This is a genomic window from Rathayibacter sp. PhB1, assembly GCF_004362935.1.
GTDB lineage: Bacteria > Actinomycetota > Actinomycetes > Actinomycetales > Microbacteriaceae > Rathayibacter > Rathayibacter festucae.
Map to the genome: position 1 here is coordinate 138,004 of NZ_SNYD01000001.1, position 11,622 is coordinate 149,625.

Genomic DNA, 11,622 nt, shown 5'->3' on the forward strand with positions numbered 1-11,622 from the left:
GAGGGGCCGCGCTCGTCGAGAGACGATGCGGCGCGCGCTCATGCTGGTCGAGTAGCCCCGGAGGGGCGTATCGAGACCCGGCGTCGTCAGCAGGGCTGGTCTGCAGAGTCGCGTTCAGACGGTGGTGGATCTCGATACGCCCGCTGCGCGGGCTACTCGATCAGCATGAGGGGCCGCGCTCGTCGAGAGACGATGCGGCGCGCGCTCATGCTGGTCGAGTAGCCCCGGAGGGGCGTATCGAGACCCGGCGTCGTCAGCAGGGCGGGTCTGCAGACTCGCGTTCTGACGGTGGTGGATCTCGATACGCCCGCTGCGCGGGCTACTCGATCAGCATGAAGGCCAGCAGACCGCGCTGGTCGATCAGCATGAAGGCCAGCAGGCCGCGCTGGTCGGTCAGCTGGGAGGGCAGCACCGCGCTCGTCGGGCCACGGCCGGGCGTCAGTCGAGCTGCTCGGCCACCCAGTCCTGGAGCTCCTCGATGAAGCGGGAGCGGGAGAAGACGCCGGCGCGCTCGCGGAAGCAGGCCGGGTCGAGGTCGGTGGCGCGCTGCAGCAGGTCGTTCCAGTCGGCGCGGCCCTCGAGGTCGCCGGTCACGCCGCCGCCGGCGAGCGCGACGCTCTCCCGGACGCCGCCGATGTCGGTGCCGATGACCGGGGTGCCGCAGGCCATCGCCTCGACGGGCATGATCCCGAAGTCCTCGACGGCGGGGAAGACGTAGACGAGCGCCTGGGCGTAGAGCGCGCGGATCAGCTCGTCCGACGGCGAGATCACGAACGTCACGTCGGCGGCGATCTCCGCGGCGTAGGCGCGCAGCCGCGCCTCCCACGGCCCGTGCCCGGCGATGACGACGGGGAGCCCGGTCCGCACGCCCGCGTCCATCACCTTCTCCAGCCGCTTGTACGGCACGAAGCGGGACGCGCCGAGGAGGTACGGCCGGGAGAGGGAGTCGAGGATCCGCAGCTCGTCGTCGTTCAGCGGGGCCCGCCAGTCGGTGATCGCCTGGAGGACCTCGGTGTTCACCGGCGGGTAGATGACGCGCGACGGCTGGTGCCAGGCGTCGGCGACCCGCTCGCCGGTGAAGCGGCTGTTGACCGCGATCGAGGTCGCCTCGCCGGCCCGGTGGCGGTCGATCGGCTTCAGCAGCATGCTGGCGGCGCGGGCCGACCGGCTGCTGCCGCGGCCGTCGCGGTCGGGCTCCCAGATGTACCGGGCCGGGGTGTGCGCGTAGACGAGCTTCTTCGTCGGCGCGGTCGTCCGCACGTGGTGGGCGAAGAGGTGCGAGCTCACCAGCACCCACTCGTGCGCCGCGCCGAGCGGCAGGCGCCAGGTCGGCAGCATCGCCGGCAGGGCCAGGATCTTGTGGCGGCGCAGCGGAGTCCGCGCGAGCCACGACTCGGTGACGGGACGGCCGACCACCGCGTCCGCGTCGCTCCAGAGCACGCGGACGTCGGCGTCGGTGAAGGCCTCGGTCATCGCCTCGAGGACGCGCTCGGCTCCGCCGCGGCGCTCGACCCACTCGTGCACGATGAGGCCCGGACCGGTCGCCGCGCTCGCTCGCTGCCGATCGGTCACTTCGATGAAGGCAGTGATGATGGGCCCCGTTCCCCGTGATGAATGCTGATCTCACATCAGCCCGCTGCCCCCGTCAGAGGGGTCACGATGCCTTGGAGGCTAATCGCCGGATATCGCCGGAGAAGAAGAAGACAGAGGAGCCGTCGCAGAATGACGGAGGCCGTTCCTCTTCCTCATTCATCACGACTCGATGAGCATTCGAAAGCTGTCGAGAATCGCCGGACAATCGTCGGTGATCGCCTTCTCCGCCGATATCGGAGCGACTGTCGGGAGGGTCAGCGGGCGAGCGTCCGGCCGGCCGTCTGCCGGTTCCACTGGTCGCGCACGGCCTCGCCGATCGTCCTCGTCGCGGTCCAGTGCAGCTCGCGGGCGGCCTTGCCCGGGTCGGCCCAGCTCGCGGCCACGTCGCCGGGCCGGCGGGCGGCGGTGCGCCGGCGGACGACGGCGCCGCTCTCGGCCTCGAACGCGGCGATCAGCTCCAGGACGCTGGTCGGCGTCCCCGTGCCCAGGTTGTAGACCGCGTGGCCGGCGGCCGCGTGCTCGAGCGCGGCGACGTGCCCGGCCGCGAGATCGGCGACGTGGATGTAGTCGCGCAGGCCCGATCCGTCCGGCGTCTCGTAGTCGTCGCCGAAGACGTCGACCGCCCGCTCCGGGTCGGCCGCCGCGCGCGAGACCAGCGGCATCAGCCCGCTCGCCGCCCCGTCCGGGTCCTCGCCGAGCAGCCCGGACGGGTGCGCCCCGACCGGGTTGAAGTAGCGCAGGCTGACGGCGCGCAGGCCGGGATCGGCGCGGGCGAGGTCGGTGAGGATCTCCTCGATCACGCGCTTGGTCTTGCCGTATGGGTTGGCCAGGTCGAGCCCGGTCGGCGCCTCCTCCGCGAGCGGCATCGGCCCGTCGCCGCGGTAGACCGCGGCCGAGCTGGAGAAGACGATCGTGCGGATGCCGGCGGCCGCCGCGACCGAGAAGGCGGCCATCGCCAGCCCCAGGTTGACGGCGTAGTACTCCAGCGGCCGGGCGACCGAGTCGCCCACCGCCTTGAGCCCGGCGAGCAGCACCACGGCGTCGACGGGGCCGTGCTCGCGGACGAAGCGGGCGACCCGCTCCTCGTCCCTCGCGTCGGCGACCAGCAGCGGGACGCGCGCTCCGGTCAGCGTCTCGACGGCCTCGACGGTCCCGGCGCTCGAGTGGGACAGGTCGTCGACGACGAGGACCTCGTGCCCGCCGTCCAGGAGCGCGACGGCGGTGTGGCTGCCGATGTAGCCCGCCCCGCCGATCAACAGCACTCGCATGCGCGCCACCTAAGCACCTCGCGCGCGCTGCCGCTCGGGCCGCGGATCAGCGCCGGGCGGCCCGCCGGTAGCCGGCGCTCGCGGCCGATTCGACCGCGAGCGCGACCAGCTTCCGGCCGATCGCCCGCGGAACGGCGGGCAGGACGGCGTCGATCCCGCCGGCGAGGCGGGCGAGTCGCTCCTCGGTCTCGACGCGGGCGAGCGCGCCGACCGCGCGGTCCCAGACTCCGGCGGGCGGGGCCGGCGGGCCCACCTCTTCCGGGTGCAGCCGCTCGAAGGTGCGCCGCGCCGCGCCGGAGAGGAACGCGCGCCGGCTGCGGATCGCGGTGCTCGTCGAGGCGCCGTGGTGCAGGGCCTCGGCGCCCGGCACGAGCCGCACGGGCAGGCCGAGCCGGTGCAGGCGGTAGCCCCAGTCGACGTCCTCCCAGCCGTACTCGCGGTACTCGGTGCCGTAGCCGCCGACCCGGTCGAAGACGGCGCGGGTCACCGAGACGTTGCCGCCCCAGAGCCGCCAGGTGCTCTCCGGGTGAGCGGCCGCCGCGTGGGCGCGGAAGCGGGCGTCGGCGTCGCGGCCGTAGGCGCGGGCGTAGGCCGAGTCGGGGTAGGCGTTCGGGCAGAGGCCGACGACGCCGACCGGATCGCCCGCGTGCGCGGCGACGTGCGCGGCGGCCCAGCCCGGCGGCGGCTCGAGGTCGTCGTCGCAGCGGATCAGCACCGCGCCGGTCGCCGCCGCGAAGCCGGCGTTCAGGGCGGCCGAGCGCCCGCGGTTCTCCGGGAGCACGACCCGGCGGACGGGGAAGCCGTCGAGCACGCGCTCGCTGCCGTCGACGACGCCGTCCAGGACGACGACGACCTCGAGCTCGGCGTGCGACTGCGCGGCGAGGGCGGTGAGCAGGCGGGGCAGCCGGTCGGCGCCCGCGTAGCTGGGGACGATCACGCTCGCCCTCACCGGGCGGCCCAGGCGTCGCCGCTGTCGGAGCCCTCGACGAGCAGCAGCTGCTCCATCTCGGCGAGCATCGCGGCGAGGTCGTCCTCGATCTCCGCGGCCGCGGCGGTGTGCAGCTCGGCGAGACGGGAGGCGAGGACGGCGAAGTCCTGCGGGTCGTCGCCGAGCTCCCGCCAGGTCTCCGCGACGCTCGCCCGCAGGGCGGCGGGACCGCCCAGCGGCGAGGCGCGGAGGGGGAGCACCAGGACGCGATCGCCGTCGTCGACGAACGCGGTGTCGGGATGCCGGCGCCAGCGGCGCGCGCGGGGATCGGCTGGCAGCATCCGCTTCTCCTCTTTTCGCAGCCGATATCGGAATGCGACTCGGAGAGACGATTGTCTCCGATCCTCCGTCACCGCGCATCAGCGCCAGGAGGAGTAGAAATCCGCCAGAGGCTCTCTCCCCGGAATTCCTTCGCTACATTCGCCACCGACACCACCACGAGGGTGATCTGTCGAGCATCCCGGGAAAGGGCCGCACATGACGGAGTCTCATCCGCTCGAATCCTCCGGGATCAGCGAGAAGAAGACCAGGAAGCCCGGGAGCAACGGCCTCGGGGTCACTCGACGCGCGGTCGTCGCGGGTGCCGCCTGGTCGGTGCCGGCGATCATGGTCGCGCAGTCCGCCTCCGCGGCCTCGGTCAGCTGCTACCCCGTCGGGACGCTGTTCCGGGCGCAGGCGCGCGGCATCCTGCTGAGCGGATTCCTCGGCGGGGTGAACCTCGACAACGTCGCCACCCTGCAGGGCGAGCGCGCGCTCGTGCCCGACCAGAGCACGCCCACCTCGACGCGGTTCGGGACGACGAGCGTCGCGGCGCTGAACACGCTGCAGATCAACGCGACCGGCCTGACCGGCGCCCTCTCGACGCTGCTGTCGGTCGCCGCGCCCGCCGGGGTCGGCGTCCTCGACCAGTACGCCTTCGCGAACATCGACGGCACCAGCCGCGGAGCGGCGGGAGCGGTCGACAATCAGGGGCAGCTCGAGCTGAACGCGGCCTCGGCGACCTTCCCCGACTTCGCCACCCTCGACCTGCGGCGGATCCTCACCGGCATCGGCGGGACGCTCGCCTCGACCCTCGTCGGGCAGGTCACCGACCTCCGGCTGCAGATCGGCGCCGTCACCGGCCGCGCCGCGATCCAGTCGGCCTGCGTGCCGAGCACGCTCAACATCCAGCGCGACTACCAGGTCACCCGGCTGAACCTGGTGCTGGCGTCACCGGTGCTCGCGTCGATCGTGGCCGCGGTCACGGCGACGCTCGGCGCGGTGTCCGCGCTGTCGCTGCCGGTCCTCCCGATCACGGTGAACAGCACGGCGATCTTCGCCGGCAACATCCCCGGCGGCGCCCAGCCGATCCAGGCGCAGCTCGGCGTCACGCCGGCCACGATCACGGTCGACCTCCTGTCGCTGCTGGGCCCCGCGCCGGGCCAGCCCGGCAACACGCCGTTCGGCACCTACTCGGCCTACTTCAACAGCCTGCCGCCGAACTCCACGCTGTTCGTCGACAACAACCTCGCGCTTCCGGCCGCCGCGATCAACACCTTCACGACCGCGCTGGTCAGCACGCTGACGACCCGGCTCCAGGCGAACATCCTGGTCAACGGCGTTCCGCTCTCCGCGGCGACCGGGGTGGTCGTGGGCACGATCAACGGTCTGCTGAACACGCTGCTCAACACGACGCTCACGCCGCTGATCGCCTCCGTGCAGTCGGCCCTGCTGACCCCGCTGTTCTCCGCGCTCACGACGCTGATCAACATCGACGTCAACGCGCAGAACCGCTCGACGAACCCGCCCGGGCCGGCCGCCTGGGACAGCCTGCCGGCCCGCCGGTTCGACGTCGCCGCGCTGTACATCCGGGCGCTGGGCGTGGTGAACCTGCTCGACCTGTTCCTCGCTCGAGGCTCGGTCGGCGAGAACACCCCGCAGCCCTGAGCCCTCGGGCTCCGAGCCGGCGGCTCGGGAGCCCCTTCAGTCCTGATCGGGTGGTTCTGATCGGGTGGTGCCGGTCGGGCGGCATGCTGCGGGCGGTGCGTCCTCCGGGGGGAGGGCGCGCCGCCCGGTCTCATGCCCGGGGCGTGACCCGCTCGACGAGTCCGCGCTCGACCAGCTCGGCGAGCACCGTCCCGACCGCCGCGCGCGCGTCGCCGTCGGGCGGCGCGCCGTGCTCGGCGACGACGGCCGCCGTCAGCTCCTCGAGGCTCGTCGGCCGCTCCAGAGTGCGCCAGAGCGCCGGAGCGATGCCGGTCAGCGATTCGACCAGGCTCCCGCGCAGGCAGGAGACGACGCCGTCGCGCTCGATCCACTCCGTGCCGGCGTCGCGGCGGTGGCCGCCGGGAGCGCCCTCCGCGGACGCCGCGCGCTCCGGCTCCTCGACGACGACCGGCCCCTCGACGACGACCGCCGGCTCGCCGACGCCGTCCAGGAGCGGCAGCACCGACTCCGCCTCGCGGTAGCGGAGCCGCCGCACGCCGCCGATCGCGTCGACCAGCGCGGCGAGGCGGTGCAGCGCCGACGGCAGCTCGGCGAACCAGCTGAGCTCGGGCAGGAGCGCGCGCAGCGCCTCGTCGAAGCCGAGCTCCTCGAGCACCGGCGCGTCGGGTCCGTCGGCGTCGCGGGCGAGCAGCCAGAGCCCCGCGAGCCGCAGCGGCGCGTCCGGCAGCGGGAGCATCCCCGACGCGGCGGGGGAGCGGTGCCGCTTCCAGCCGGAGCCGCCTGCGTGCAGGGCGATCGGCTTCCGGAACGGCAGGACCGTCCCGTCGCGGCGGACGGCGACCGTCTCGTCGGTGAGGTAGCCGAAGCGGCGCCCGGCCAGGCTGATCAGCGTCGACTTGCCCGCGCCGGGGCGGCCGGTGAACGCGACGACCCGCCCGTCGGGGAGGGCCAGGGCGGACGCGTGGATGCTGAGCAGCCGCCCGCGGCAGGCGTCGACGGCGGCGACGGTCAGCGCCGCGCCGAGGTGCTCCGCGAGGGCCTCCTCCGTCGGCTGGGCGATGACGCCCGCGACGCCCTCGGGCTCGGTCAGGGAGACCCGGTGCGCGGAGCCCGGGCGTTCCGCGACGTCGGTCACGTCACTCCACGACTCCTGGAACCTCGCGATCAGGGCGTCGGGAACGGTGTCGTCGAAGCTCAGGCGCACGCCGAGACCGAACGGCGCGATGGTGAGGTCCCGGGTCATGCGGGGGTCCGATCCGCGCCGTGGTCGGCCTGCCGGAGGAGTCGCCAGGCCTCCGGGGCCGTGCGGACACCGCGGCGGAAGCGCCGCCACCAGCCCGCCACGGCGTCGCGGCGGCGCGGTCCGATGCTCGGGTCGGCGGCGCGCAGGGCGGAGCCGGAGGGGAAGAGGGCGCGGCGCAGGAGCGCCGGCCGGCGTGCTGCGGGGGCGGCGCGCAGGGCCTCCACCCAGCCGGCCGCGGCGTGCCGCGAGAGCGCGCCGAGCCGCCAGGCGCGCAGCTGATCGGCCGGGGCCTCGCCCGCGCGGGCCGGGACGCCGAGCGCGTGCAGGAACGGCGCGGCGGTCGGCACGGCGCCGAGCGACTCCGCCGCGTCGCGGAGCGGGGTGTGCAGGGCGGGGCGGGCGGCGACCGCGTCGACGAGGAGCTCGTAGTCGGAGGGCCCGGTCCGCCGCGGATCGGTGATCTGCCAGGCGTCGCGGAGCGAGTGCAGCGCCAGGATCAGGGCCATGTCGGCGACGCCGACCGTCGCCACCGGACGGCCCGCGATCTCGACCGTGCGCCGGCGGCTCCAGAGGCTCTCGAACGCCTCCGCCGCGGGTGCCAGGAACCCGGGCCAGCGCCAGTGCACGTCGATGTCGACCGGCCAGTCCGGGTGCCGGTAGCTGCGCGAGTGCTTCTGAGCGAGCGTCGGCGCGTCGGGCCAGGGGCGCTCGGTCCAGCCGTCGCCAGCGAGCAGCGCGACCAGCCGGGGCGCGTCCTCCGGCGGCACGAGCACGTCCACGTCGCCCGAGGCGCGGGGCGGTCGGAGCCCGTCCGCATCGGCGATCGGGCCCTTGAGCGCCAGCGCGCGCAGCCCGGCCGTCTCGGCCCGCCGATGCACGAACGCCGTCAGCAGCGGGACCGCCTCCTCGGCGAAGAGAACGGTCACGAGCTCCATCCGGCCAGTATCCCAGTCGCCCTCCTCGCGCGCCCGGTCGTCCTACCGTGGGGAGCAGTCGGGCCCGGAGTGGTCGCGGATCGAGCGGGGAGTGGCGGATGACGGAGGCTCGCGGGCGCGCCGGCGGGGGGCTGTGGAGCGAGGGGGTGGTCCTCGCCACCAACAACGGCGACATCGGCGGCGGTGAGGTGATGCTGCTGAGCATCGCCGCGGCCCTCGAGGAGCAGGGCGTCGCGGTGACCGTCGTCGGGCCGTCGCAGCCGGGCCGCCTCGTCGCCGCGGCCCGCGCGGCCGGCCACCCGGTCGTCGAGCTCGAGGCCTCGGGCCGGCGCGCGTGGATGCGTGCCCTTCGGCGCTGGGACGCGTCGTCCCGCCGGGGCGTGCTCTGGTGCAACGGGCTGGTGCCGGCGGCGGCGACGGCCGGGCGTCCGCGCCGGATCGTGCACCTGCACCAGCGCCCGTCCGGCCTGCAGCGCGCGCTCGTGCCGCTCGCGAGGGCGGGGGCGCTGGCGACGCTGGTGCCGTCGCGGTACCTGGCGGACCTCGTCCGCGGCGCCACCGTGCTGCCGAACTGGTGCGCGCCCGTCCTGCCGACGGCGCGGCACGAGCGCGGGGACGGCCCGGTCGTGCTCGGCTTCCTCGGTCGTCCGTCCGTCGCCAAGGGCGTCCGGGTGCTCGCGGCGGCGCTCGCGCGACTCGACGCGGCCGAGCCCGGGGCCTACCGGCTGCTCCTGGCCGGCGAGCCGCGCTTCGTCTCGGAGCGGGAGCGCCGCGAGGTCGAGTCGGCTCTCGTCCCGGTCGCCGCGCTGGTGGAGAGGCCGGGCTGGCTGGCCCCGGCGGACTTCTTCGCCCGGGTCGATCTCGTCGTGGTGCCCTCGATCGAGCCGGAGTCCTTCGGACTGGTCGCGGCGGAGGCGATGTCCGCGCGGACACCGGTGCTGGTGAGCGACGCCGGAGCGCTTCCCGAGGTCGTCGGTCCGTCGATCAGCGCCATCTCTCCGGCGGATGACGCCGATGCTCTGGCCGCTTCTATCGCCGTCTCAATCGCGGCCTCGACGAGAGGAGACGGAGAGGACGGTACGAAAGAGAAGTGGCGGAGATGGAGTGATCACTTTTCGCCCGCCGCGGGAGCGGATCGACTGGCACTGCTTCTGCGATCTCTCGAGGAAAGGGAATCGGAACGATGAATCACGGGACATCCGCTGGAATTCCCTTCGCGGAGGAGGCGGATATCCGGCCGCTCCGGATCCTCGGGCTCTTCCTCAAGCATTCGACGATCCTCGCCCGACCCGGCGAGCCCTTTCTCCGCGGACGTCTTCCCTATCGCGCGGATCTCCTCCGGGACGAGAGCACCCGGCTCCTCGCGAGAGGCCACGCGGTGCATCCCGCCCACGTGAAGCTCCGCGACGTGCTGGAGCACCGCACCGGCCTGGCGCTCGACACCCAGCTGCGCTCGCTGCAGGCCGTCGCCTCGGCCGACGTGGTGCTCGCCGTGCTGGAGCCGGAGGCCGAGTTCCCCGCGCTGCTGCGCCGCGCCGGGATCCCGCCGTACGCGCGGACGCCGCTCGTCGCGCTCTCCTGCTGGTGGGCGGAGGAGCTGCTGTCCGGGGGTCCCGAGCGCCGCCGCCGGGTGCTCCGGGCGCTCGAGGGCGTCGACCGGATCCTCGTGCTGAGCGCGAACCAGCGCGAGGTCTTCACCCGGCACGGGGTGGACGAGCGGAAGGTGGTCCCCGTCGGCTTCGGGGTCGACGCCGACTACTACACGCCCGGCCCGGGGCGGCCGAAGCGCTTCGAGGTGCTCGCCGCCGGCGTCGACCGCGGGCGCGACTTCGGCACGCTCGTCGCCGCGGCCGCGCTGCTGCCGCACCGGCGCTTCGACGTCTTCACCGCGCCGCAGCGGCTCGCGGGCGGGTCGCTGCCGCCGAACGTCGTGCTGCACGCCCCCGTGCCCGTCGCGGAGCACCGCGAGAACCTGCGCGACGCCGAGCTCGTGGTCGTCCCCACTCACGAGCTGGCGTACCCGACCGGGCAGAGCGTGCTGCTCGAGGCGGCCGGCTGCGGGACCGCCGCGGCGGTGACGAGGAGCGCCGCGATGGCGGGCTACCTCGAGGACGGCGTCTCGGCGTTCGGCCTGCCGATGCACGATCCGGCGGGGGTCGCGGCGGCCGTCGAGGCGGCGCTCGGCGATCCCGCCGGCCGGGCCGAGGTCGCGCGCGCGGGGCGCGCCCGGGTGCTCGCCGACGCGAACGCCGTGCGGATGTGGGCCGACGTCCGGGCCGTGCTCCGCGAGGTCGCGGGGCGCTAGCTGCGGGGGTGCTCGGTCAGCGGGATCTCGGTCCCGGGGAGCGCCGTCCCGGGGAACTCGGCACCGGGGAGCGCGTCCGCGTCCGCCTCCGGCCGCCGCTCGGCCAGCAGCGCCAGCCCGGCGCCGACGACGACGAAGGACATCGGCGCGAAGAACACCTCGCCGAGCTGCGTCGCGCAGAGCAGCACCACGACGGTCGCCGCGCCGACCGCGTGGCGCGCGAACGTCTCGGGCCGCCGCGGCAGCAGCCCGAACCCCGCCACCGCGTAGATCGCGAGGACCCCGACGAGCAGCACGACGCCGCCCTCGGCGAGCAGCGCGAGGTAGGAGTTGTGGAAGAACCAGGCGATGCCGTCGACGTCGGCCGTCGCCGTCCCGAGCCCGCCGCCGCTCCACGGCGCGAGCGCGACGCGGTCGAAGGAAGCCTGCAGGATCCTCTCGCGGAGCGCGTCGGAGCCGGCCCGCTCGACGCCGTAGACGCCCGCGGTGGACAGGTTCGCCTCGGCCCAGACGAAGAGCGCCGCGATGCCGACGCCGGTGAGCGCCCGGAACGCGAGGCCCAGCCGCGGGGTCACCACGAGCCAGAGGATCCCGCAGGCGTAGGCGGCCATCGAGGTGCGCGAGTCGGTGGCGACGACGGCGAGGCCCGCGGCGGCGAGCACCGCGATCCGGAGCCACCGGCGCTGGACGGTCGCCGCGAGGAGCAGGGCGGCGACACCGTAGTAGAGCCCGGCGACGTTCTTGTCCTGCAGGTAGCCGGTGAGCGCGCCCTGGTAGGCGTCCGGGGCGACGCCGGCGGCGAAGAGCGCGGCGTTCAGGGTCAGGGCCACGCCGATGCCCTTGATCGCGGAGGCGACGTCGATCCGGCCGCTGGCGAGGAAGGCGGCCATCAGCATCAGCAGGCCGATGTTGCCCGCTCTCCGCTCGAGATCGAGTCCGTTCACCGCCGAGATCACGACGGCGAAGCCGAGGAGACCGAGGCAGAGGAAGGGATACCAGCCGACGGCCCGGAGAGAGCGGGGAGGACGGCGGAAGAGGCTGATCAGAAGAAGTCCGATAACCGCGGTCTGGGCGGCCGGAAAGGATCCCGGAAGGAAAGGAACGGAGAGTCGATGGATGATCAGGCCCATCAGTGCCGCATCGATGATCCGCGCCGAGTGTGCTATCGGGAACACCGCTCCGAGATCCGGGCGCCGCGGCAGCCGGAGGCCGATTCCGCCCCCGGAGAGGTCCGCACTGTCCACGTCGTGGGTCATGCCGGAATCCTCGCAGAACATCTCCTCGGGCGGAGGAATTCCTTTGCGCGGGAGAGGGCGCATCAGGCTAGCCTGACGCGAAAAGCCCGGCATCGTCGAGTAGCTCTG

10 protein-coding genes are annotated in these 11,622 nt (G+C 74.3%); 3 read left to right on the forward strand and 7 right to left on the reverse strand.

What is annotated here, in order from left to right; all coding sequences use genetic code 11:
- Window positions 1-438: 438 nt before the first annotated feature.
- The 4 genes from EDF17_RS00645 to EDF17_RS19675 all read right to left on the reverse strand — a co-directional run bounded on the left by EDF17_RS00645 (window position 439) and on the right by EDF17_RS19675 (window position 4,130).
- Window positions 439-1,572, reverse strand: coding sequence for a glycosyltransferase (locus EDF17_RS00645; RefSeq protein WP_123444698.1), 1,134 nt, complete (start codon window positions 1,570-1,572; stop codon window positions 439-441).
- A gap of 275 nt (window positions 1,573-1,847) precedes the next feature.
- Window positions 1,848-2,861: a UDP-glucose 4-epimerase GalE gene (gene galE, locus EDF17_RS00650; protein WP_123444699.1), complete on the reverse strand. Its 1,014-nt coding sequence runs from the start codon at window positions 2,859-2,861 to the stop codon at window positions 1,848-1,850.
- A 46-nt stretch (window positions 2,862-2,907) separates the two neighbouring features.
- Window positions 2,908-3,798, reverse strand: coding sequence for a glycosyltransferase (locus EDF17_RS00655; protein ID WP_166649567.1), 891 nt, complete (start codon window positions 3,796-3,798; stop codon window positions 2,908-2,910).
- 8 nt (window positions 3,799-3,806) lie between these two features.
- On the reverse strand, window positions 3,807-4,130 hold the full coding sequence (locus tag EDF17_RS19675) for a hypothetical protein (RefSeq protein ID WP_166649568.1): 324 nt from the start codon (window positions 4,128-4,130) through the stop codon (window positions 3,807-3,809).
- Window positions 4,131-4,326: 196 nt separating this feature from the next.
- Between EDF17_RS19675 and EDF17_RS00660 the strand changes: the two genes are divergently transcribed.
- Window positions 4,327-5,775 carry a choice-of-anchor G family protein gene (locus EDF17_RS00660; protein WP_123444701.1) on the forward strand — a complete coding sequence of 483 codons (1,449 nt, stop codon included), beginning with the start codon at window positions 4,327-4,329 and terminating at the stop codon, window positions 5,773-5,775.
- Between the two features lie 130 nt (window positions 5,776-5,905).
- Here the strand turns inward: EDF17_RS00660 and EDF17_RS00665 are convergent, their stop codons facing one another.
- Together EDF17_RS00665 and EDF17_RS00670 are read right to left on the reverse strand one after the other, a co-directional pair.
- Window positions 5,906-7,018 (reverse strand): PqqD family protein, encoded by a 1,113-nt coding sequence (locus EDF17_RS00665; RefSeq protein ID WP_123444702.1) that lies wholly within the window; start codon window positions 7,016-7,018, stop codon window positions 5,906-5,908.
- A complete protein-coding gene (locus EDF17_RS00670) occupies window positions 7,015-7,953 on the reverse strand; it encodes a nucleotidyltransferase family protein (protein ID WP_123444703.1) in 939 nt (312 codons plus the stop codon). The genes EDF17_RS00665 and EDF17_RS00670 overlap by 4 nt, the downstream gene beginning before the upstream one ends.
- 98 nt (window positions 7,954-8,051) lie before the next feature.
- On the opposite strand from EDF17_RS00670, the gene EDF17_RS00675 reads away from it, so the two are divergent.
- Together EDF17_RS00675 and EDF17_RS00680 are read left to right on the forward strand one after the other, a co-directional pair.
- Window positions 8,052-9,140: a glycosyltransferase family 4 protein gene (locus EDF17_RS00675; RefSeq protein ID WP_123444704.1), complete on the forward strand. Its 1,089-nt coding sequence runs from the start codon at window positions 8,052-8,054 to the stop codon at window positions 9,138-9,140.
- A 191-nt stretch (window positions 9,141-9,331) separates the two neighbouring features.
- On the forward strand, window positions 9,332-10,258 hold the full coding sequence (locus tag EDF17_RS00680; RefSeq protein ID WP_123444705.1) for a glycosyltransferase: 927 nt from the start codon (window positions 9,332-9,334) through the stop codon (window positions 10,256-10,258).
- Here the strand turns inward: EDF17_RS00680 and EDF17_RS00685 are convergent.
- Window positions 10,255-11,514 carry an O-antigen ligase family protein gene (locus EDF17_RS00685; protein ID WP_123444706.1) on the reverse strand — a complete coding sequence of 420 codons (1,260 nt, stop codon included), beginning with the start codon at window positions 11,512-11,514 and terminating at the stop codon, window positions 10,255-10,257. The two genes, EDF17_RS00680 and EDF17_RS00685, sit on opposite strands and share 4 nt — an antisense overlap.
- Window positions 11,515-11,622: the final 108 nt, after the last annotated feature.